A 22,272-nucleotide genomic window follows, 5' to 3' on the forward strand; every position below is an offset into this window, starting at 1 on the left:
TCGCAATCACATGGGCCTATCGATGTGCAACCCAAACCATGGGTATGAAGGCCATCAAGCGAAAGGCCCACGGCCGATGCGAAAAGTCATGGTTCCGCATCGGACTAGACGCCCTCAGGGCATGGATCAACTTCTCACCCCAAAACGCGCTAACCGCATGGCTCAGCACTTTCCCTAAGACCATCAAAACCCAATGAGTCGTGTACTGTGGAATCCGCTTCAGCGCGACACGCTTTAAGCCTTTGTTTTCATGCATGTCGTTATCGCAAAACCGCTGCACACTTTTGCGCGACATGCATTAGTTCCTGCTCCGGTCTGTCGAGCGGTGCGTAACGCTCACCTTCGTGTCGTCAAGCCTCAATGCTGTCGGTCCATGCTCAGGCGGTAGACCTGAACGTCGGTCACCTCCAGTACGAGCGTTGCCGGGGTCGAACTGTCGTAGGCCGTGTGCCAGCCAGACGCGCTGCTGTTGGCGATACTCAGACTAATGAGCAGGGTCATGGCACCGGCCGGCACGTTCTTAGTGACGGTTCGCTTGAGCACACCATCGAAATAGAACTTGATTGACACGCCCGGTATGTACTCCATGCCCCAGACGTGATAGCCGGCCGACAGGTCCACACCAGCATCGAAGAACCGCTGCTCGTTGGTGGCAGCCAACAAAGCGTTTGCCAGCACTGCGTTGGCCGACACGGAGCTGCTGAGGAACCCGCCCTCCTGCGTGTCGATCTCGGCCCCGCCCTCGAGATGCCAGAAGCCTGGCCATCCGCCAGTGCTGACGTCCGGTTGCTTCATGCGTATCTGGGCGTAGCCACCGGCAAACGTGAACTTGCCGTGCGTGCAGATAGCGCCCGACTTCCACGTGTACCCCGCGAACCGGTTGCTTCTCGTCGCAACGATCTTCAGGCCTGATGGACCAGTGCTGATCTGAGCCGGGTCGAAGTACTCGGCGTCGAACCCGCCAGCGTTCATCGCGGAGTACGGCGACGGCACGCTCTGCTGCCAGATACCGTTCTGGTCCGCGATCGCAGGTATCCACTTCGTGGAATCGAGCGAGTGCCCCGTGAAGGTGTCCTCGAATATCAGCTGACTGGTAGTGTACCCAGCTGGCGGTGGCAGCGACGACCCACCGCCTCCACCACTCGTGTCGCACGAGACGATCATGAGCGTTATCAAAGAAATGTACTTCGAGATACTTTTCATATGCCCCCCTCGTAACGAGGGCTTGACCAGGATGCGATTGCAATGGTCACCGCCGCTCACCAATCCTAAAGCGAAATGACGAGGACCGGATAGTCGACCGTGACCAAAAGAGGATACCTCGACTATATTGCGGCGCGGCAGATGGGCCTCGATGCGACCATGGGGCCACGCCAGCCGGTGATGCGAGGAAGTGCTCCTGATGTTCGTAGTTGGGAAACTTCCGGCTTGTGGCGGTGGCGGCATTATCCAGCCAAGTGGTCTTGGGGCGGCGTGTCGATGCTGATCTTCGGGGTGGTACCTCTTTAATTCCGCGATCAGACCTTGATCGAGTGATAAGGTCTGCAAAACTGAACGAAGATCGTTGTGATGCCGCCGTCCGAGCCGCCTCCTCCGAGCGGGCCCCTCGACAAGCCACTGGCAATAAATCCTGCACCGGTGTCATTGGATGGTTTCTGAATGCTCATAGTTTTGCTGAGAGATTCGGCTATCAAGCTGTATGTGCTGACCGCCAAGCTCGGCCTGCAGCGTCTTCCGATTTTCCACCGCGCCTATCTTGCGCTTTATCCCCCTACAAAAGGTATTTTGAAGCAGGCCCGATCGATCAGCTCAGGGAATTCGTGCCAGGCGGATCGCTGGTCATCGACGTCGGCGCCAATGTCGGCTTCTTCACGCTCCGCTTTGCCGAATGGGTCGGCGACAGCGGAAAGGTGATCGCCATCGAGCCGGAGGATCAGAATTACAGCGGCCTGATTTCCGCGATCGAGCACGCAGGGTTCCTTGGCCGCGTTGAGGCGCTGAGGGCGGTCGCCGCCGCCGAGCCCGGCACGACCTTTCTCGAAATCAACCCGCTTTACCCGGCCGACCACAAGCTTTCCCGGAACGGCACCGGCGTGCCGGTCACCGCCGTGACGCTCGACGGGCTGCTTGCGGACAAGGGACCCCGGCGCCCGGCGCTCGTGAAAATCGATGTGCAGGGTGCCGAACTGCTGACGCTTCAGGGCATGATCGAGATCCTGAGGTTCGCCCGGCCGGCCCTGTTCGTCGAACTTTCCGACCAGGGATTGAACAAGTTCGGGGCGGTTTTGGTAGTCCTGCGCCTCTTGTCGGATAACGGATACGAGGGATACTTGCTGACCCGGACCGGGCGCCGAAAGGCAAGCCAATCCGAGATCGAGGCCAGAACAACCGGAACCAAATCTGCCGATGTGCTGTTTCTTCCTGACAGGCCGGCGAACAGCGCTTCGCACAGCGCCTTGAACTGAACGCCGTTCGTTAGCCTCTTTCGGAAACCTCCCCGCTGCGAAGCTTCGTCGTACTTCTGAGTGACGGAGGAATCGTCCGAGAATTTCATCGCGACTTCCATGGCGGCCTTGGCAGCGCCTTGGTAAGGTAGCGCTGGATGTTGGTTTCCCGGTCGCGCTTGCTCGCTCACACTTGCTGGCTCAGGGATCCTTGCTGGCTCAGGGATCGCCTCGAATTGCGCCCTCTGCTGGTCATTCAGCGTGGCATAGAATCCTCAAGCGCGGCGCGCACCGATTTGACGCCATTCAGCATCACATCAAACCGCTTGCGGACCCCAGCCCTTCGCGCCGGCTACGTCATCACATCACTTTCGGCAATTGAAGCTTCGACCGCGTCGCTCAGGCTTGCGCGTTCGAGCATCTCAAGTGCGTCCGCACAACGCGATCCGTCTTTCAAGTCTGGAGCGGCGACGGGGGCGATTCTTCGTGCACGAGGCCGGCGGCAGAACCAGATTTTATGGCGAAGGCCAAAGTCAAGGCCGCGCACACGCCCTCGATGCTGGTGGCGAGCGTCCAGCCCAGAACCAGGCCTTCAAGTCCACCGAGCCTCGCTCCAGCTATCACCAAGCCCAGCTCCAGCAATCCGCCAAGCGCGAACCAGGGAGATGCCTTGCGCATCCTGTCGCCCAACCGCGCCAGCGTACAGGCATGAAATTTAAGCGCTGTTCCCAGCAGGCTGAAGCCAAGGAAGCGCAGGCTCGAACCGGCGATTTCAGCATAGGCCGGATTGAAGACCGCAAGGATCCTCTGCGAATAGGTGAAGATGAAAACGGCGCAGACCAGCGAAAAAAGCAATGACGCCATAACCGATACAAGGATGTCGTGTCTGGATTGTTTCGGGCTCGCTCTCACCACGGGGAACAGGACTGTAGCCATGGCCGCGGGAATCAACGAGGCGATGGTGACCAGCATCCATAGGGATACGAAAGCGGCATTGATGGCCGGAGACAGGAGAACGAGCACAACGTAGGGCATGATGATGCCGGGAGCCTGCAAGGCCACGTCGAGCACGTAGTGGTCGAAGACCTTGCCCCGCAGCGTACGGAGCAGTTGGAAATCGGGAGACCCAACGAGGCGACGCGCACCGCCCCGGGTCAACAGGTCCACGCCGATGATGGACGCCAGAAGACCGGCCACCCAGCTCAGAAGAAGCGCGGTATGGGAGGTGTAGCCGCCAACCGCGGCGGTGGCGATCAGCATCAGCTTCAACGTGCAGAACAGCACTTGCCGGATCATCCTGCTGGTGGCGCGCAGGGTGCCCAGGAACGCCTGGTCGACCAAGATGGCGAGAACGGTCAGACCGCAGCCGAGGACGAACACAACACCCACGAACCAGCCGCCGATCAGTTCGGTAGAGCTGCTGAAACACGCATGCCCGAAGACGAACAACACGGCCAGCCCGACCCCCAGTGTCACCCCGACGCACGCTGCCGCGGCCACCAGGCCGCGTTCCTTGCCGGGATTCCGGACGATCTCGCCGACCAGCATGGTCCCGATTCCTGCCTCGCCGAGCGTGCCGATAAGCCCCATCACGGACAGGAGGGCAGATGTGTAGCCGATCACCTCCGGCGGAAACAGCCGCGCTGCAAGCCACCAATAGACAAACCCGAGACCGGCCGCTGCAACCGTTCCGGTTGCCATGGCGCCGGAATTCATCACGAACGCGGCGCTCTTTCGAAGCTCTCGGCGCACGCGAGCAACGGCCGTCCAGGAGTGGTCTACCGACGTCATTGCTATCCCGAACCTTGCTGTGCCGGCACCGCGGATCTTCCGGGGGCTGGGCGCAGGACGTCCCGGTAAACCTGCTCGATCCGGTTCACGACCACTCCGGCCTTGAGGCGCTCGATCCTGGCGAGGCCTGTCGCCTCCAGGCGGGCGAGCAGGGCGCGGTCCTCGATAAGTGTCTGCATTGCGCTGGCGAGGGCGCGCGCGTCACCGCTCGGCACGAGAAGGCCTGTTTCGCCATGATCGACGATATCCGGCATGCCGCCGATGTCGGTTGCAACAACTGCCTTTCCGGACGCCATCGCTTCCATGATCACTGTCGCGCAGGCTTCTGGCCCCACCGACGGCAGCACGCCGAACAGTGAGCGCCGCCACGCATGCATGATGGCGGAATGCGGCCACATGCTGAAGACTCGAACGTTCGGCGGAAATTTGGTTGGCGTATCGGCGACCTGGCGCCCGATCAGGACAAGTTGTGGCGCTCGCTCCAGACTGGCATAGGCCTGCAGGAGAACGTCAATGCCCTTGAGGCGCGTCAAGTCACCGACGAACAGGATGAATCCATCCCCGGGAAGCTCCCGCAGGCAGGCATCTTCTGGGCCAAGCACCCCGACATCGTCGGGCACGAAGTTGGGGATAACGTCGTAAGGGGCGTGGCCTTGGGTGAGTCCGTTGTGACGGGCCACCGCGTGGCTCACCGCGATAAAGCGGTCCACCACGCGCCGAGCGGCGAAGCTCGACGCCCAATTACCCAAGGTGGTCACAGCTGCCTTCACCGCTCCGTAATGCCCAGTGGCACAAGGCAGGCACTTGGCCGCCGCGGGGCCACTGCAGAGCTGGGCGCCCAAGTGCATGAAGTTCTTCTTCGCGCAGACAAGGCCGTAATCATGGAACGTAACCACGAGGCGTGCCCCACTCAGACCTTTGAGCGGCAGGAAGGACGCGTAAATCCAGTTGTGGGCGTGAACGATGTCCGGCTCCTCCTGGGCTACCAGCCGCTTCAGGGCAAGCACCAGTTCGGGATCCGGGAAGGGCGGCGCATGGCGGCGCTCGGGATCGGCGTGAAGGCCCGACAGACGCTGGAGCGTGCCGCGCAGGCGATGCACGCGGACCGCGCCGTCAAGCTCAGTTTCGGGCGATCCGGGATGCATCGAGGTCCCGACGCTGACATGATGGCCCCGCCGCGCCAGCGCCGCGCCCAGATTGCGGACGTGCCGCTCCTCTCCCCCGATTACCGGAGGATAGAATTGCGATAGCAGCAGGATGCGCATGATCGAGCCTTCATTTCAGAAGCGCGGCACTAGCGTCGAAACGCTGCGATACAGCCGGTTGTCTTGCGGTCGATAGAGCCGGGCTTCGGCCCTCTGGCGGATTGCTGCGGCGGGCACTGGGATTTCTCGCGCCCAAGTATCGCCCGGCGCGACGGCGACCGATCGGAAAACGGCGAACGGTTGCCCATCAAGGGTGATTTCCACGTCGAACCGCTGAGTTTGGGTCTCGGCGCTCCTGATGCCAACCGTGATCCGGTCGCGCTCGCCACTGGCTGATGGCAACAACCAGAACTCGGTGTATTTGAATTCCCGGTGGGCCGCTTCGTCTCTGACGGCAAACGCATAGGCCCCGGTCGCCACAAGCACCGCCAGCATGAGCACGGCCCCCTGCCAAACCCGGACCCGCGCCAGAGCCGGCCAAGCTGGCAGATCGGGAGTGTCGCGGCGGACGGCGGCCACCAGTGCAGCGGCGGCCGTCACGATCCAAAACCACAGCGCCCAGCCGAGCGGCGTCAGGAAGCCTGCGGCGTTCAGTGCAAAGCCTCCAACGATGCCGACGGCGAGGCTTGCTCCGACCGCGTAGACGATGTGTTGCAACGCGGAGGTCGTACTGACGCCGATGGCCCGCAACACCGTGTGGCCCGGGACGAGGAACACCACGGGTGCGCCCAGGGCAACTCGGAGGAGCGCGCTGTCGCTGAAAGCAACGGCCGCCACCGCGGCCCCCGCCCAAAGGTATGCGGCCAGAAGGTCCCGCTTGCTAATGGTTCTCATGCAATTCCCTCACGTCGTAGATGACGATCCACCCATTGTCGTAGATGCGGGTGACGCCCTTGACGTCATTGAACTTAAGGAGCGCTGCACCCGAGAGCGGCGTTCCCTGCCGCCGTTGCCACGGCTGAAAGTAAAAGCCGAGCACTGGCGGAGCCGTGCTCAGGCGCCGGTCAACCAGCAGGAAATCGATGTTGCTTTCCGCCAAAGCCCAAAACTCCCCTGGCCCCAATGTCTCGCCTTCGAATATGCTCGCGGAATCGATGCCTTCTCTGATCTTGACCCTGACGTCCTGCCGGCCGTAGCTCGCAAGCAGAATGCTGTTGATGCGGTCGGAGATGAAGCGGTTGCCGGCACCGAGCCATTCCTTGGCCCAGCGTGCCGTTTCGATCCCCATGGGCTCGATTGATTCCTGATCGGCCGCCACTCTATAGCGCCCATCGATCGGATTGATCGTGGAGCTCGCGACGCCGCCCAGGACGATGACCGCCAGAGCACCGGCGGGCGCGATGCGGCGCCACCCGCGCGGCGCGCGGCCCTGCCAGAAGTGGACGATGCTCACCGCGACGACCAGCCCAACGCCGATGAACACGAACGTTCCCATGCGGTTGCCGATTTCCCATCCGGTGGCGGTCAGTCGGAAGGCCACAGAGATCGGGAGCCCGAAGGCCAGCAAGGTGAGGAGCAGGAGGCGGCTGTCACGCCAGCGGCATTTGAGAATGTCCCGGATCGGAAGCCAACCCGGCCGCGCACCACCGAGCGCTGCGATGGCGAGTGACCGAAAGAATCCCGTTGACAGTCCGAGTGCCAGCAGCAGGAGCGCCAGCAAGGTGGTCAGTTGCAGGTAGAAGGCCTTGGCCGGCGCTTGAAGATGTTCCGACGCCGGGGTGGCGGTGCCAAGGATCATGCCAAGCAATGACTGGAAGCCGGCCCCGATCACCGGACCGAGATAGCCTGCGAGAGGGATGCCACGGAACTGCATCCACAGGAGCGGCAGGGCTATGGCCAGGATCGCCGTGAGACCCACGCCGATCCTGGCCTCAATCCGCATGGGATCGTGACGGCGCAAAGCTTCGAGACCCGCCAGCGCTCCGAAATAGATGGCGGCGAAGGCGGCCGAGACGTGATGTGTGACCGCGAGGCTTGCCAGCAGCAAGGCTATCAGCCCCAGCGACTTGAGCCTCAGTCTCCCGACGAGATTCTTGGACGCCGCTTCGACCGCGAAAGCCAGCACACACAGCACGATGCCGAGGCTCTGGTAGGAGAAACTTGAGTCGAACAGGAAGAAGGTTGAGCAGCCCATGTAGGCCAGACAGGCGATAGCCGCGATACGCGGCGATCCGACGATGCTTTCGAGGAACAGAAACAGGGCACCGATGAACGTGCCCTTGAGGATGGCCAATAGGAGCATTCCCGCCACTAACAAGGGCAGTCCCGTCAGATCGACGATCGCCGTCGTCACGATTTCCAGGGCAGGATACGTTGGCCCGATCGGGAAAAGCGGGTTGGGCAGAAACAGCCGGCGAGCAGTGATGAGATCTTCGGCTGCGATCCAATGCAAGAACTCGTCGTAACCGCTGAAGCTCGTCGGGGAATAGACCTTCTTGCAATAGAACAGAGCTTCGACAAGCAGGAACAGGAGGAACAGGCGCTCACCTCGGGCTGTCGTCGGCCAAGCGATGCGGAGGCTGGTCGGAACGACCAGGAGGACCATACCGGACCAAAAGAGCGCGGGCGCCACGTCATAGGCCCGGCGCCCGGCTGCGTGCCCGGCCACGACCAGGAGCAGAGCCGTGGCGACGGTCAGGCACAGTATCGCGATCCAACCGTATTTGGCCCGTTGCGGCGGGGCATCGGCGCTGCCGCCGTGAAGATCGGGACCGATAACGGCCGATAAAAGCCGTATCCCGGCCTGGAGTGGTTTGATCCTGGTTCCCGCGGTGAAATGAGCCTGCGTCATCAGCATCATACCCTCGTCGCGGGAGGCCAGGATGTCATGCCGCCGGGGGCCGAGCGAACCGTGGATCGGCTGCTCAGGACATCACAATAAACGTCGCTCAGTGCTTGCGCGCAGGCGTCCCAGTCGGGCAGCGCCAAATCCGGGATCTCCCGATGGGCCTCCAGTTCCTCGGCCATGGCGGCGGCCAGCTCTCGCGGATCGGCGTTGCGCGGAATCGCCCGGCACAGGCCATTGGCGGCCAGTTCCCGCAGACCGGACGTGTCGCTGACGAGGACCGGACGGCGCAGCGACAGGGCTTCCATCACGGCCACCGGATGGGCTTCGTATTCGCTGAACAGCACGAACAGCGCGGCGCTCGCCAATAGATCTGCCATTTCCTGCCGCTCCGAGGCGCGGATACCAGCAATTGTGACCCGCCTCTCGAGGCCGAGCGTCGCGACGAGGCGCCGCAATTCTCCCTCGTACGGGCCAGTACCGACGATGTGCAGTCGCACGTCCGGTACCCGGCGGATCAGTTCGGGCAAGGCTGCGATCGCCCGGTGATGGCCCTTATAGCGCTCCAGCCTGCCGCCCGAGACGATCAGGTGCGGATCGACCTTGACGCCGGGGCTCGGAGCCGGCATCGCGGCGCCGTTCGGGATGACGGCAAACCGCTCCCGCGGCACGCCCATCCTCCGGCTGAAGAAGTCGGCTTCGAATTCGGAGACGCCGATCAGCCGCGCGGCCTGGGCTACCAGCGGCCGAAGCAGCATATGCTGGGTGCTGCGTATGGCGTTGCGCAGCCGGGAGGAATGCCCGCCGCTGTGGAAGGTCAGGACGAACGGCAGCTGCCCGCGGACGGCCGCGAGCAGTCCGATCGGCACCACGAAAGTGCTATAACCCTGGAAGTGGATCAGATCCCAAGCCCCGCGCCGGATCGCGGTATAAATGCCGGGTGCCACATAGAGGTCCAGTTCCCTTGGCCAGGCCGGCACGCGCCGTACACGCATGCCGCGCACCTCCTCCTCAACCGGCAGCTCCCCCGAGGGATCGGTAGTGAGCACGTCGACCGCGTGGCCACGCGCTGCCAAGCGGGGACCGACTTCCTGGATGTGAGTTTCAGTGCCGCCCATGAAGGGGTAGCAGCGAGCGGCAACCATCAGGATTCGCATCAGGCTTACCCGCCATCATCACAGGCTGTCGCGCCCCGCCCGTGTTGTTGGTACACCCACTCACGCAAGATGGTCTTGAGGACGCGCCAGCCGTCTGGGATGGCGCGCAGATGGCTCACACCGCTGATGCGCGGAGCCTCGAAACTCGCCACCTCGACGATATTGAGGTGGTTCTTCAAGGCCCGCACGTTGATGAGGGTCTCGATCTCGAACCCATCGCAGTCGCAATTGAGCGTGCTGACGTGCTTGGTCCAGAAGGCGATGTATCCGTAGCATAGATCGGAGAACCAACCGCCATAGAGGAGCCGCACGAACAGGGTCAGCCCCCTGTTGCCGAACATCCGGAACAGCGACATGTCGTCGGTGCCGGCGCCCTGGATAAAGCGTGAACCCTTGACGAGATCCGCGCCGGCCATCAGCGCACTGACAAAGACGATCGCCTCCTCCGGGACCATGGAGCCGTCAGCGTCCAGCATGACGATGATGTCGCCGGTGGCGGCCCGGAATCCCGCTTGCAGTGCGGCGCCCTTGCCCCGCCGGGGCTCCATGACAACTTTCACGTCCTCGCGTAGGCGGCGCGCGACCGCGACGGTGTCGTCGGTCGAACGGCCATCCACGATGATGATCTCGTGCGCCCAGTTGGGGATGCGCGGCAGAAGCCAAGGAAGGTTCTCGGCCTCGTTGAGCGTCGGCACGATGAAGCTTACTCGGGGCAGAGCCAGCGATTGCCGCAGCCCGAACTTAATTGGGTCAGGCGGCGATACAGCACTGACGGGGGTGAGTACACTGGAGAGACCGGCATTCATGGCAGCGCTGCACGGTCGAGCGATGGGCCGCAGGGGGCGGGCTGGAAACGCGCCAAGACTGCCGATAGGCGCCCGGCGCGATGATGGGCCGAACGATAGGTTCCGGAAAGGAACCGACACAGAATTGCAGCCACGCCCCCGGGTGCAACTGTTCTAATCATACGCAGACTCCCAGACATGCTGAAAAGATCAGATGAAACAAGAACGTGAGTTAAGTGAGCATTGCTGATGGGACCCCGCAATGGAAGCTCCAATAGATGGTTAGAAAGCACCATAGGTGATTAGCTCTTTGTGGTTATCCCTTCAGGTTAGCTCGGGGCCAAGCAACCAAGGCAGATGGCACGGTGGCGGCACGATCACCTTCACCAGTTGCGTCGGCAGCGCTGCCAGACGTGAGGAACCGACAGCAGCGCGATGCCTTCACGCCAGCGAGGACAATCATCGACCTGCGGCCTGGATCCCGGGCGACAGGCTCTCCGGGCAAGCAGTGTAGAATGCGGCGAACATCGCCGGCGCGATTAACCTCGCGCGCAACGCCGACATTGCCATTGGCCAGAACTGCGAGGCTCCGCATGTGGGCTCGCTTCTTCATTCGGCCGTGATTTCCGGGGCTACCCCTTAATCTTACGCGCGAGAAGGGTCGAGGCCGCCCGGCCCTTCGCGGGCGGCGTCGTGGGCCCGATCAACTGGCCACGCCAACTGTCCCGGACGAGAGAGGGGCCACCCATGCGACGTTGAGGCCGGCACCTCGGGTGCAAGCGGCCGATACGAGGTCGTGACCTGGCGCAAACCACGGACATGACCGAACAGGTCGATCACCTCCAGGCCAGACCGGCGGTTGTAGGTGTGACACCCGAACGCTTCGGACCAAATGCCACCGACCGGGGTCTGGGCAAACGCCGACGCGCCGAGCGCATCGATCCGGCAGAACGTCACCGCGCCGCCATAGCTGCGAGCGCAGTCCTGGACCGGGCGTAGCAGGCGTCCGCCGTGTCGGATGACAGCGCCTGCGGGGCGGCTGAGCGCAGCATCGAGCAGGACGGGGTTTGCGGCATGGGGCGTCCAAGGCCCCGTCAGGCTCTCGCCATGGTAGAGGCTGAGGACATCCCAGGACGTGGACCTCCACAGCCTTGGGCTGACGAAAAACCAAAAGCCGCCCTCATGGCGCAGCGGCGTGGTGTCGTAGCCCTCAATGCCTTCCAGGAGGCAGGCCTCCCGCTTCCACCGGTACGGGAATTCGACTGCCCTGTAGAGACTGACATTCCTTGCCGCCCCCGATTCGGGGATCATCCAGACCTGCCCGTCCTGCTCGAACACGAACGGGTACGAGAGGTGGTGCGGTTCCTCCAAGACGATCTGAGGTGCGCCGGCGGTCCCGCTCCGGTCAGCTGTCACGACCGCAATGCACCCCCGGTTCTTTGAGTAGAGGTACTGTTCGACGAAGATGAAATCCTGCCCCAGATACCGGAACGGGAACGGGTCGGCAAGGAAGCTGCCGGTGTCTCCGGTGAGCACGCTGAAAGCTGCTTCGCCTTTGTCGAGCAGACTCGCCGCCTGGTCGAAGCGCCAGCCGATCCCCCACGATCTGCCGCCTCTCGCCAATCTGTCCAAGAACGCGATTGCCTTCGATGCCGCCGTGCCAGTCTCCCATGCAATGGCCGAAAGCGCGCCGAGCGAAGGCGCGGCCGTCGGCGGACTGGGGACACCGGACGGAGCTGAACTGGTTTCCTCGCGCAAGGCTTTTAGAATCAGCGCCACAGCGCAGGAGAGGACGCTGTCGAGACCCGCTGCGAACACTTTACGGTCCACACTGGCCGGACGCGCCATCCACGGCTGCGACGGGCGCGCCGTATCGTAGAGGTCGACGACAAGGTCCTGATCATTCGCCAAGGCCGTCATGACTCCAATCTCGCTCGGTAGCCCGTTGAAGAGTGGAGTGAGCACCCGTCGTCCCGACGGGAGCGGCTCTTCGCCGCTCAAATTGATCACCACATCCACTTGGTCGGCCGGCGGCGGCGGCAGGGATCGCAGCTCCGCCTCGACGGAGCCGGTGACACCATTGACACGGTAACCATAGAGTAGTCGTTCGAGTTCGATCAACAGGCGGAAGATCAACGGCAGCGGGCGGCAGCCAGCCGCGAAAGCGCAGGAGACATCGTTGCCGGGCACTTCAGCAAGCGCCTCCGCCAGCCACAGATGCCAGCGCAGCAGCCGCGACGGATCGAGACTCAAGCAAATGCGCATTGTTGTTCTCACGGCGAATTTCAAGCAGACGACAGCTTTGACGAGCACCCGCAGCCAGGCACCACTATGCCCGATCAATGCGGGGCTGTGCGAGGCCAGAGGAGGTAATCCTTAGGGGCCGTTGCACTCGGCGGCCGGCGAGAGCCACATGCAGGGATGATGGCTGGCTGGCAACGGGCGAAATACTGGCTGCGCAATGCTTCCGGAACGAACTTCACGTTGGACGGCAAGCCGTTCTTCGTGACCGGCGTAAACAACCACTATCTGACCTACGGATCGCAGGACGAGGTCACCCGCGTTCTCGCCAGCGTCGTGATCTGTGCCGACCACACTCGATCGTTCGGACGATTTGAACGACGACGCCGCGGCGGTGCGCCGCCGGACCATCGCCCGGTTTATCGAAGAGTTTGGGAACACATTGGCAGCTCAAGTCGGGAGAATTCCTAAATGCGTATTGCGCAATCGGGTCCACCGATCGGCGTTGGCCAGGAAAGCCACGTCCGCAAGCCAAGTATCGGTCTCGCCCGCCGCAAACCTGACGTTGCCGCTGCCACAACCGGTCAGCCTGGATCGCGAACCGAGCAGCCCGAGGATGGCGTCGGCAGCGAGCGCCGGCAGATTCCCCCCACGATCTCGGTGATTATCTGTGCCTACACTGAGGAACGATGGGAGCTGATGCTCCAGTCGGTGGCCTCGGCACAGAAGCAGACCTTGCAACCCTGCGAGATCATCCTATGCGTCGATCAGCCCTTGTTCCGCCGTTGTGCCGCCCAGTGGGCTGACTTCGCCGCATCCACCCCTCCGGTACGGGTGATCCAGAACAAGCATGACGGGCATCTGGGGTCGGCGCGAAACACCGCAGCCGAAGCCGCTGCCGGAAATATCCTGGCGTTCCTGGATGACGATGCAGCGGCCGACAAGGACTGGCTCGAGATTCTCACCGCCCCGTACCAGGATGAGCGCATCGGCGCCGTCGGCGGGCGCCCCATACCGGTTTTCGAGACCGGCCGTCCGGCCTGGTTCCCTGTGCAGTTCGACTGGGTGTTCGGATGTGCTTATGATGGCCTTCCGACCAGCCGAGGCCCTTTGGCCCGCCTCATAGGAGCCAATATGTCGGTGCGGCGGATCTTCCTCGAGCAGGTGGGAGGGTTCCATTCCGACAGGCACGACGACATGGACATGTGCCACCGCGTGGCGCACATCAAGGGCAGTGAGGCGGTCATCTATGAACCGGCGGCGACCGTCCGCCACTTTGTACCCGCCTCACGGGCGACCTGGAAGTACTTCTGGCGTCGCTGCTTCTTCGTCAACAAGGGGAAGGTCGAGGCCTTTGCCCAGATGGGCGACGCCGCCACGCTGAGTGCAGAGGCCCGTTTCGTCTGGCATGCGCTGACCAAGGGTGTGCCGAGGGAGATTTTGCAAGCGGCCAAGGGTGACGCCGCCGGACTGGCCCGGTCCGCAGCAATCGTCGCTGGCGTGGGGCTGGCCGCGGCAGGCCACATCGCCGGCCGGATCGAGCTGGTGCGGCGCTTTCGCCGGCGGCGCCAACAGGCAACCAAGCAGATACTGGACACAGCCGCGCAAGGCGGTGGCCGCGGGAAGTAGATGCCGTCTTCGATAATCATTGGTTCGGGTCCGGCTGCAGCCGCCGCCGTGTTGGCGCTGTCCGAGAAACCGGACGAGAAGATAACCGTGTTCGATCCGGGCACCGTGCTGGAGGCGGAGACGCAGGAGGTGATCTCCAGGCTGTCCAAGCTGCGTGTCGACGACTGGGACGAGGAGGACGTCCGCCGGATCAGCCTGCAACCCAAGCGGCTCCAATCCGATTCGCTGCCTGAAAAGAGAAGCTACGGATCCGATTTCCCTTTTGCCAACAAGGGTCAGCTCGACGGCGTCCACTCCGAGGGTAGAGTCAACTCGGCTGTCATATCAAGCGCCTACGGGGGGTTCAGCAACGTTTGGGGGGCCCAGATCATGCCCTTCAGCGCCGCCACGTTGAAGGGATGGCCGTTCGACTTCTCGGATATGGAAGAGCACTATCGGACGATCCTGGGTCACATTCCTTTCGCTGGAGAGTCCGATGATCTCGAGGAGTGGTTCCCGCTCATCGGATCCCCGGACCCGCTTCCGCCGCTGGCGCCGCGCACGCAGATGGTCCTGGCCAACTACGACAGGCACCGCGATCGAGTGCGCTCCACTGGAATAACGATAGGCCGCGCCCGGCTCGCCTTCTCGGCGCCCGAATGCCAGCCCTGCGGCCTATGCATGACCGGATGCCCGCGGTCGCTGATCTTTTCGGCCTCGCACAGCTTCGATCGCTTCAGGCGCAGCGGGAGGATCGACTACCATAGCGGGCTGCTCGCGGTGCGAGTCGACCAGGAGGGCGCCACGGCCGTCGTGCAGGCCCGGGAGCTGTCCAGCGGCCGGATCCGGCGATTCACAGCCGACCGGGTCTTCGTGGGCTGCGGAGCAATCGGGACCACCCGGCTGATCCTGGGCTCGCTCGGATCTGGCCAGCCGGTACATCTTTCGGAATCGGCCCAGTTCGTTCTTCCAATGATGTCCATGAAGCCGACCCCCGACCCACGCACAAGGCGCGAGTTCACGCTCAACCAATTCACCATGGCCATCGTCCAGGACGACGAGGGCTTCGATGTCTCATTGATTCACTTCTATCCGTTCAACCAGGCATACCAAGATGCGCTTCCCGGTTTCCTCCAACACCGCGCTGCCGCCTTCGCAACGGATCGGCTCCTGAGCCGGTTGACGGTAGGCCTGGGCTACTTGCCGTCCTGGGCGTCACCCAAGGTCCGGGTCAGCGCCCAGGTGTCCGCAGCTCCTGATGAGCTACCCCAGATCACCCTCACTTCGGAGGGCTTCAGCGAGGCCAAGGTCAGGGGCAAGAATGTGCCCCCGATGCTGCCTGACGTAATTAAGCGGATCCGCAGGGCTGCACCCTACCTTGACCTGTGGCCAGTCACGCCGCAGATGTTGTGGTCGGGCGGGGCCAAGAGCTACCACTTTGGCGGCAGCTTTCCCCATGCCAGAGAGCCGGATTGCGGACGTGCGACGACAGACCGCCTCGGGCGGCTGGCGCGCTGGGACCGGATCCATCTCATCGACGGATCGGTTTTCCCGAATGTTCCAGCTACCACCTTTACCCTGACTGTGATGGCCAATTCCCATCGCATCGCCTGCGAAGCGATGCAGCTGACGGGTTGAGCGTTCCATGCGGGTCGGTATCACCGGAGCCAACGGATATGTCGGGACCATCCTGCGCGCCGCCTTCGCCGAAGAAGGGCATGAGGTCATCGGCTTCGCCCGTTCGAACCTGGCGACCTCCGAATCTGCCGCCGGCGTCGCCGAGTGGCGCCCATACGAGATCAGGCGCCCGCCATCGGGGGCTGCTCTCAGCGACCTGGATGTGCTCATCCACGGTGCATGGGACCTGACTCTCGTCAGCGCCGGTGAAGTGTGGGGTGTCAATGTGTCCGGCTCGCAGCACCTGCTCCGCAATGCCGCCGACGCAGGGGTTCGCCGGGTCATTTTTATCTCCTCGATGTCCGCCTATAAGGGAACCCGACAGTTGTACGGTCAGGCGAAACTGGCCTGCGAGCGCACGGCCAGCGGCCTGGGAGGTGTCTCCACCCGCCTCGGACTGGTGTACGGCCCCGGTTGGGGCGGGATGGCAGGCGCGCTCCGTAAGCTCGCCAACCTGCCGATGACACCTCTCATCGGGGCACGTTCCCACCAGTTCACCGTGCATGAAGTGGATATGGCGGCCGCCATGGTGCGTATTGCCGAGTCGGACATGCCCCTGCCGGAACCAGTGGGGCTGGCCCATCCGGAACCGGTACCGTTTCGAAGGCTCATGCAAGAGATCGCAGCGTCACAAGGCAGAACATTGCGTGCCGCTCCCGTTCCCTGGCAGATCGTCAGTGGGGTCCTGAAGGCAGCTGAGGCCCTGCATGTCCCCCTGCCCTTCCGATCCGACTCCATCCTTGGGCTTGTTCACCCGGCGGCGGAGGTTCCCGGCGTAGAACAGCTCAAGCAGCTCGGAATCGAGTTTCGGAGCTTCTCGCTGGGCCGCGATCGACCCTCATCAGGGACGTTGCGTCGATATCCTTGATCGAAGACCCGTCTCGATGCGCCAGCGACACAGACGGCGAAATTGTGCGGTTCGGCACGATCGCAAGGATCCGCGGCAGCATCGACATCTGCGCGAACTGCCGCGCACGCGCTCCGCGCGAACAGACCGTGAGCGCCTCGACCGTCCTTGGGATCGTTGTTGGCGTCGCCGCAAAGGCAAGCGCGGTGCGATTCAGTCCGGATCTGCAAAATGGGGCTACTCCTGAGGAATGATCGCGGATCGGAGAGAACCATGCGATGCTTGAGAAAGACGCATGAGACGCATGACCTTAACGACGAGCGAAGAGCTTAACGCCCAGCTCGGTCGAACTCCCGGCCCCAGCGAAAGCTTGCGCACTAGAGGAAGGCGCAATCCCATTGGCTGAATCGCGCGCTATTTTTGTATCGGGAGTTGCGGGCTTTGTAGGAAGCAGGCTTGCAAGGATCTTTGTTGATCGTGGATATCCGGTCTTTGGCTTTGACAACCTGTCGCGCGGTTCTCGCGAGAACCTGAACGAGCTTCTCACGCATGAGAGGTTCATTTTTGAGAAAGTGGATCTCTCAGACGCGGGTGCGGTGAGAAGCCGCTTCATGAATTGTCACAAACGCATTCCGATTTCCGAAGTCTGGCACATGGCTGCCAATTCCGACATTCCTGCGGGAATCGCCGATGCCTCTGTTGATCTACGCGATACCTTTCTATCGACGTTCAACGTGTTGGACGCAATGAAGGAAGCGGGGGTTCCGTTCCTTGCTTTTGCATCCAGCTCAGCCGTGTACGGCGATTTGGGGGAGGCTCCGATTAGAGAGGATGTCGGGCCGCTGCTGCCGATTTCCAATTACGGTGCCATGAAGCTCGCGTCGGAAGCGCTAATCAGCGCTGCCGTCGAGAACTGGTTAGCTCGAGCGTTGATCTTTCGCTTTCCGAACGTGATCGGTGTCCCAGCAACCCATGGTGTCATTCTGGATTTCGTCAGAAAGTTAAGGGTTTCACCAAGCAAGCTGAATGTTTTGGGATCGGGGCGGCAACGGAAGGCATATCTTCATGTCAATGATCTGATTGATGCGATTGTCTACTTGCGTGCAAACGCATCCGAGCGGCTTGGCTGCTACAATATCGGTCCTGAGGACAAAGGGGTAACCGTTAGCTTTATAGCGGAAACGACTGTCGAGGCTGTCGCACCGGGCGCGGGAATCGAGTACGGATTTGAAGATCGCGGTTGGACGGGAGATGTTCCCCGATTTTCCTATGACATAGCAAAACTCCGTGCGCTCGGTTGGCGGCCCCAGCTTGGTTCGGCTGACGCTGTTCGAAAAGCCGTCGTAGAGATCGTGCGGCAGGAAGGACACCCGTGATGCAGGCCCAGGCCGTTGTACTTGCGGGTGGTCGAGGGACGCGGCTCAGGGGCCGGATAGGTGATTTGCCTAAGTCGTTGGCCAGTATTGGTGGCAAGCCACTTCTTGAGCATCAAATCGTCCTCGCCAAGCAACACGGGATTGAGAGGATCTTGATCCTGGTGAACCACGCAGCCGAGCAAATCGTGGAGTTTTGCAATCAGCGCAAAAATTGGGGGATTGACGTTCGTTGCATAGATGACGGTGCGCCGCTTGGGACAGCTGGGGCAGTTTTGGCCGTTTTGGATCTGCTCGACGACGACTTCCTTACGATCTACGGCGACACGATGCTCGACATCGATCTGACCCGCTTTAAGTGCTTCCATGAAAAGCACAAGGCGGCGGCGGCAACCGTTTTCACCCATCCGAATGATCACCCACATGATTCCGATCTGATAGAAACGTCGGAAGACGGCGTGGTTACCGCGTTCCATCCATATCCACGCGACCCAGATTGCTATTATCCAAACAAAGTCAGCGCGGCTCTTTACTACATTCGAAAACAAGCTCTTCTCCGTTGGCGCGCGGCAGCAACTCCGCTCGATTTCGGCAAGGACCTGTTTCCCGAAATGCTTCGGGCCGGCGCGGAAATCAGAAGTTATGGCAGCCCCGAGTACATAAAAGACGCGGGAACTCCGGCGAGACTCGACAAGGTTTGCGCCGACTTTGAATCGGGCCTCATAGCACGGGCTTCACTCACCTCTCCGCAGAAAGCAGTCTTTTTGGACAGGGATGGGTGCATCAATGTTGACCATGGACACATCGATCGTCCCGAACGCTTCGAACTGATTGAGGGGGCCGCGGCCGCGATCGCCAGTTTCAACCGGGCCGAATACCGGACAATCGTCGTCACTAACCAACCCGTTGTGGCGAGGGGCGATTGCTCTGTACGAGACTTGCGGATGATCCATAACAAGATGGAGACTGAGCTTGGCCGCCGTGCAGCTTTTGTCGATGCCATCTATTTCTGCCCGCACCATCCAGACCGCGGCTTTATCGGTGAGGTGGAAGCGCTGAAGGTCCGCTGCAATTGTCGCAAACCTTCTACCGGGTTGGTTGATGAGGCGGTCCAAACATTCAATATCGATCGCAGTCAGTCCTGGATCATCGGCGATTCCTCTACGGACGTTGCTCTCGCAAAACGATCTGGCATCAGATCGATCCTAGTCGAGACGGGCGCAGGCGGGTTGGACAGCAAGTATCATGTAATGCCCGATTATACCGTCTCGGACTTGTTCGAGGCTGCCAAGTTCATTCTCACTGGTCACCCGATCTTGATAGACACAGCATCTGATCTGATCGCGCATGTGAAGCCGGGGGACGTCTGTTTCGTGGGGGGCCTTTCCCGGAGCGGAAAGAGCGTCCTTTCCAGCGCCATCGCGGAGGTTCTTCGCGGGCGCGGCTTTGATGCGCAGGTCGTTGCTCTTGATCGCTGGATACGGTCCGTCGCCAATCGCGAACCAACGGTGATGGGTCGCTATGATGTGAGCGAGATCAGGAAGGTTCTAAGCCGCTTGGTGGGAGTTCGTTCTCGCGAGACGCACGATCTGCCCTACTACGAAAAGCTGGGCCGCGTATCGCATCCGAAATCAGAAAAGATAACTATTTCTCCGGAAACCGTCCTGATCGTGGAAGGAGCCGTCGCTCTCTCGCTCTCCGATGTGGTTTTGCGCAGTCGTGCACACACGTTCTTCGTCGATATCGATGAGGAGCTGAGGAGGTGCCGAGTAACGCGAGAATACTCGCGGCGAGGCGTGGATCGAGAGGCTGCAGCGAGTATCTACCGTTCGCGCCAGGAGGATGAGGCACCGATCGTGCTGGCATCGCGAACGAGTGCCAATCATTGCGTCCGATTGCGGGCGATCGAGCTGATTGAGGCGGTCGGATGATTATCAGTCAGACGCCACTTCGAGTCAGCTTTGTGGGAGGTGGCAGCGATCTTCCTGCCTTCTATCGGCAGGAGGGTGGCGCCGTCCTAAGCGTTGCGATCGACAAGTACGTTTACGTTAACGTGAACCGTAAGTTCGATAACGGCACTCGAATCGCCTACTCAAAAACAGAAGAGGTAGAGAGCGTCGAGAATATCCAGCACCCAATTGTAAGAGCTACGATGGAATACCTCGGGATTCGCGGAGGTGTCGAGATAACAACCATCGCCGATATTCCATCGATGGGAACAGGACTTGGATCATCGAGCTCTTTTACTGTTGGCCTTCTGCATGCGCTGAACGCGTTTCGAGGGCAGTATGTTTCGAAGGCAAAGCTCGGTGCTGACAGTTGTTGCATAGAGATCGAACTTTGTGGCGCGCCCATTGGAAGGCAAGATCAATACGCGGCCGCCTTCGGCGGGTTGAATCTTATCGAGTTTCACTCTGATGATCGCGTCTCGGTGTCGCCGCTCATATGCCCACGTGATTTTATCGCTTCCATCGAGAAGCAAGTTCTTGTGTTTTACACCGGCATGACGCGCAGCGCGTCAGACATTCTCGTCCGACAATCGGAGGGCATCGCAAGGGCACCGGACAAGCGAAAAGCGCTGAGGCAGATGGTCGAGCTCACGTACCGCCTTCGTGATGAACTGCATCGATGTAACCTCAACGCCTTCGGCGAAATCCTCCACGAGAACTGGCTCTTAAAAAAGAGCCTCTCCGAAGAAATCACGAACGATGCGATCGATGGCTGGTACCGAGCTGCGTTACGGGCAGGTGCCACGGGCGGCAAGCTACTCGGAGCAGGCGCAGGAGGTTTTCTCCTGTTCTTCGCGCCTCTCGACCGCCACGACGCAATCAAAGTGGCTCTCGGGGAGCTAAAGCACTTTCCTGTGAAGTTTGACTTCGCCGGTAGTCGCATCGTTCATTATCAACCAACATCGGAGGCCACCCAATGAAACATTTTGGCGGCAGTGCTCAATCAACCGACATCCGAGCCAACCCAAAAAATCTTGACGGCAGCGCTCAAGCTTATTTCAAGAAACTTGAGATCGTCCTGGCTTCGTTGGACCACCAAAGCTTCGATAATGCGGTGGCCTTGGTCGCGCAGGCACAAGAGGACGGCAAGCAGATAATCACGCTTGGAAATGGTGGCAGTTCACTCACGGCGCTACATTTCATTACGGACTGGAATAAGAGCATCTATCTCTCTACGAAGCTTCCTTTTCGTGGCCGAACGCTGGTCGACAATGTGGGCCTCACATTCGCGTACGCGAACGATGTTTCTTTCCAAGATGTGTTCGTCGAGCAGCTGAAGAACATCCTGAACGAGGGCGACCTGGTTATCGCAATTTCGGGAAGCGGAAACTCAGAAAACGTTTTGCGCGCTGTTCGATACGCCAATGATCATGGCGCAGTTACGTTAGGTCTTTGTGGATATGGCGGAGGAACACTCCGGCAGATCGCCCAACACGTGGTTTGGGTCAATGTGAATGACATGCAACTAGCGGAAGATATACATTCTATGTTCGGGCATGTCGTTATGCAGCGTCTTTGTTTTGCAAGTACACAAAAGTGGAGCGATCGGCGACAACAGCGCCGCGCTGCTGGAGGTCTCAATACAAATGGAACTGGCGCCGAGACGAACTGGCAATCCTGATCGAGAACAAGCGATGCAGCACTATCGGCTCTACGTTCTGGACGAACGCGGCCAGTTCAAGGGCGGGATCAACCTTGCCTGCATAGACGACGTTGCGGCGAAAGAGCAGGCCAGGCGGTTGGCAGAGGGCCATGAGGTGGAGCTTTGGCGATTGGTCGCGCGGTTCAAATTTGACAATCCGCGGGGCGGTCCCGGGGCGACGAAGCGCCCTCGCGCCGTAGCGCCACGTTCCAGCCATTTCAACAAGCCACCCAAACGATCGCACTCTCCCCTTGGATGCGGTTGCACGTCTTGGCGCTGTTCAGATCTTGAAAAACACGATGCCGATGAGGCATCGTTGGCGTTGCGATCGAACGGCTGTCCAGCGCTATAGAGACCGCGCCCGATAACGGTGCCAGGCCTTCCGCCTTCGATCATTGAAAGCGGATGACGCGGGCATCGCCGCTGCGTGTTGGCGACGTCGCTCAGCAACACGTGTAGAGACTGGAGCGTGATCAACGGCGCAACGGCTGACCTCGGCCAAGCGCATCGGCGCGCCAACGGTGGTCGAACATCCGGGTCGGCAGCTCCAGCAATAGGCTCGACGGCTCGTCCGCCATGCAGCATCGGAAGACAATCCCGCCCACCCCTCTCGACGACCTCAAATGCGAACGGCCCGCTCGAACCAACGGGCGCCCAGCGAGCGCAACATCTCAGCGGACGGACACGGTTTTGGTAGGGCGTCCGCAA

General features: G+C 61.2%; 17 protein-coding genes and 1 pseudogene. 10 read left to right on the forward strand and 8 right to left on the reverse strand.

Annotated elements, in window-relative coordinates; all coding sequences use genetic code 11:
* Positions 1–197 (forward strand): annotated as a pseudogene (locus tag FJ418_RS32200) (hypothetical protein); the annotation flags it as partial.
* Positions 198–357: 160 nt separating this feature from the next.
* On the opposite strand, the gene FJ418_RS25815 reads toward FJ418_RS32200, so the two are convergent.
* Positions 358–1,203 carry a glycoside hydrolase family 16 protein gene (locus FJ418_RS25815; protein ID WP_181167090.1) on the reverse strand — a complete coding sequence of 282 codons (846 nt, stop codon included), beginning with the start codon at positions 1,201–1,203 and terminating at the stop codon, positions 358–360.
* A gap of 227 nt (positions 1,204–1,430) precedes the next feature.
* On the opposite strand from FJ418_RS25815, the gene FJ418_RS25820 reads away from it, so the two are divergent.
* Positions 1,431–2,465, forward strand: coding sequence for an FkbM family methyltransferase (locus tag FJ418_RS25820; protein ID WP_181167091.1), 1,035 nt, complete (start codon positions 1,431–1,433; stop codon positions 2,463–2,465).
* Between the two features lie 432 nt (positions 2,466–2,897).
* Here FJ418_RS25820 and FJ418_RS25825 read toward each other — a convergent pair whose 3' ends face one another.
* The 7 genes from FJ418_RS25825 to FJ418_RS25855 form a co-directional block, all read right to left on the reverse strand.
* On the reverse strand, positions 2,898–4,235 hold the full coding sequence (locus tag FJ418_RS25825; protein WP_140782696.1) for a hypothetical protein: 1,338 nt from the start codon (positions 4,233–4,235) through the stop codon (positions 2,898–2,900).
* A gap of 2 nt (positions 4,236–4,237) precedes the next feature.
* Complete coding sequence (locus FJ418_RS25830; protein WP_140643753.1) at positions 4,238–5,500, reverse strand: glycosyltransferase family 4 protein; 1,263 nt, start codon at positions 5,498–5,500, stop codon at positions 4,238–4,240.
* Positions 5,501–5,515: 15 nt separating this feature from the next.
* Positions 5,516–6,274: a DUF1616 domain-containing protein gene (locus FJ418_RS25835; RefSeq protein WP_140659330.1), complete on the reverse strand. Its 759-nt coding sequence runs from the start codon at positions 6,272–6,274 to the stop codon at positions 5,516–5,518.
* On the reverse strand, positions 6,261–8,237 hold the full coding sequence (locus FJ418_RS25840) for a hypothetical protein (protein WP_140870483.1): 1,977 nt from the start codon (positions 8,235–8,237) through the stop codon (positions 6,261–6,263). The genes FJ418_RS25835 and FJ418_RS25840 overlap by 14 nt, the downstream gene beginning before the upstream one ends.
* Positions 8,237–9,382: a glycosyltransferase family 4 protein gene (locus FJ418_RS25845; protein WP_140870486.1), complete on the reverse strand. Its 1,146-nt coding sequence runs from the start codon at positions 9,380–9,382 to the stop codon at positions 8,237–8,239. Before FJ418_RS25845 ends, FJ418_RS25840 begins: the two co-directional genes overlap by 1 nt.
* Before the next feature lie 5 nt (positions 9,383–9,387).
* Complete coding sequence (locus FJ418_RS25850) at positions 9,388–10,188, reverse strand: glycosyltransferase family 2 protein (protein ID WP_140709935.1); 801 nt, start codon at positions 10,186–10,188, stop codon at positions 9,388–9,390.
* Between the two features lie 624 nt (positions 10,189–10,812).
* Complete coding sequence (locus tag FJ418_RS25855; protein ID WP_140870489.1) at positions 10,813–12,432, reverse strand: hypothetical protein; 1,620 nt, start codon at positions 12,430–12,432, stop codon at positions 10,813–10,815.
* Positions 12,433–12,591: 159 nt separating this feature from the next.
* Between FJ418_RS25855 and FJ418_RS32725 the strand changes: the two genes are divergently transcribed.
* The 8 genes from FJ418_RS32725 (at position 12,592) to FJ418_RS25895 (ending at position 21,543) form a co-directional block, all read left to right on the forward strand.
* Entirely contained in the window at positions 12,592–12,879 is a 288-nt protein-coding gene (locus tag FJ418_RS32725; RefSeq protein WP_140643741.1) for a hypothetical protein, read from the forward strand.
* Positions 12,880–14,037: a glycosyltransferase gene (locus FJ418_RS25865; RefSeq protein ID WP_140870492.1), complete on the forward strand. Its 1,158-nt coding sequence runs from the start codon at positions 12,880–12,882 to the stop codon at positions 14,035–14,037.
* A 48-nt stretch (positions 14,038–14,085) separates the two neighbouring features.
* Entirely contained in the window at positions 14,086–15,654 is a 1,569-nt protein-coding gene (locus FJ418_RS25870; RefSeq protein WP_210243165.1) for a GMC family oxidoreductase, read from the forward strand.
* 7 nt (positions 15,655–15,661) lie between these two features.
* The gene (locus FJ418_RS25875) at positions 15,662–16,561 is read left to right on the forward strand and encodes an NAD(P)-dependent oxidoreductase (RefSeq protein ID WP_140870499.1); all 900 of its coding nucleotides are present in this window, start codon (positions 15,662–15,664) and stop codon (positions 16,559–16,561) included.
* Positions 16,562–16,938: 377 nt separating this feature from the next.
* Positions 16,939–17,916, forward strand: coding sequence for an NAD-dependent epimerase/dehydratase family protein (locus FJ418_RS25880; protein ID WP_181167092.1), 978 nt, complete (start codon positions 16,939–16,941; stop codon positions 17,914–17,916).
* The gene (locus FJ418_RS25885; protein ID WP_140870502.1) at positions 17,916–19,844 is read left to right on the forward strand and encodes an HAD-IIIA family hydrolase; all 1,929 of its coding nucleotides are present in this window, start codon (positions 17,916–17,918) and stop codon (positions 19,842–19,844) included. Before FJ418_RS25880 ends, FJ418_RS25885 begins: the two co-directional genes overlap by 1 nt.
* On the forward strand, positions 19,841–20,842 hold the full coding sequence (locus FJ418_RS25890; protein ID WP_140659320.1) for a GHMP kinase: 1,002 nt from the start codon (positions 19,841–19,843) through the stop codon (positions 20,840–20,842). Before FJ418_RS25885 ends, FJ418_RS25890 begins: the two co-directional genes overlap by 4 nt.
* The gene (locus FJ418_RS25895) at positions 20,839–21,543 is read left to right on the forward strand and encodes an SIS domain-containing protein (RefSeq protein ID WP_140643725.1); all 705 of its coding nucleotides are present in this window, start codon (positions 20,839–20,841) and stop codon (positions 21,541–21,543) included. The genes FJ418_RS25890 and FJ418_RS25895 overlap by 4 nt, the downstream gene beginning before the upstream one ends.
* Positions 21,544–22,272 lie beyond the last annotated feature (729 nt).

Source organism: Mesorhizobium sp. B2-8-3, assembly GCF_006440815.1.
Lineage (GTDB): Bacteria > Pseudomonadota > Alphaproteobacteria > Rhizobiales > Rhizobiaceae > Mesorhizobium.

Coding starts and splice junctions, on each gene's coding strand:
- FJ418_RS25875 (WP_140870499.1), top strand. CDS start 15,662: ATGCGGGTCGGTATCACCGGAGCCAACGGATATGTCGGGACCATCCTG.
- FJ418_RS25895 (WP_140643725.1), top strand. CDS start 20,839: ATGAAACATTTTGGCGGCAGTGCTCAATCAACCGACATCCGAGCCAAC.
- FJ418_RS25825 (WP_140782696.1), bottom strand. CDS start 4,235: ATGACGTCGGTAGACCACTCCTGGACGGCCGTTGCTCGCGTGCGCCGA.
- FJ418_RS32725 (WP_140643741.1), top strand. CDS start 12,592: ATGGCTGGCTGGCAACGGGCGAAATACTGGCTGCGCAATGCTTCCGGA.
- FJ418_RS25855 (WP_140870489.1), bottom strand. CDS start 12,432: ATGCGCATTTGCTTGAGTCTCGATCCGTCGCGGCTGCTGCGCTGGCAT.
- FJ418_RS25885 (WP_140870502.1), top strand. CDS start 17,916: ATGCAGGCCCAGGCCGTTGTACTTGCGGGTGGTCGAGGGACGCGGCTC.
- FJ418_RS25815 (WP_181167090.1), bottom strand. CDS start 1,203: ATGAAAAGTATCTCGAAGTACATTTCTTTGATAACGCTCATGATCGTC.
- FJ418_RS25845 (WP_140870486.1), bottom strand. CDS start 9,382: ATGCGAATCCTGATGGTTGCCGCTCGCTGCTACCCCTTCATGGGCGGC.
- FJ418_RS25890 (WP_140659320.1), top strand. CDS start 19,841: ATGATTATCAGTCAGACGCCACTTCGAGTCAGCTTTGTGGGAGGTGGC.
- FJ418_RS25865 (WP_140870492.1), top strand. CDS start 12,880: ATGCGTATTGCGCAATCGGGTCCACCGATCGGCGTTGGCCAGGAAAGC.
- FJ418_RS25835 (WP_140659330.1), bottom strand. CDS start 6,274: ATGAGAACCATTAGCAAGCGGGACCTTCTGGCCGCATACCTTTGGGCG.
- FJ418_RS25830 (WP_140643753.1), bottom strand. CDS start 5,500: ATGCGCATCCTGCTGCTATCGCAATTCTATCCTCCGGTAATCGGGGGA.
- FJ418_RS25840 (WP_140870483.1), bottom strand. CDS start 8,237: ATGCTGATGACGCAGGCTCATTTCACCGCGGGAACCAGGATCAAACCA.
- FJ418_RS25850 (WP_140709935.1), bottom strand. CDS start 10,188: ATGAATGCCGGTCTCTCCAGTGTACTCACCCCCGTCAGTGCTGTATCG.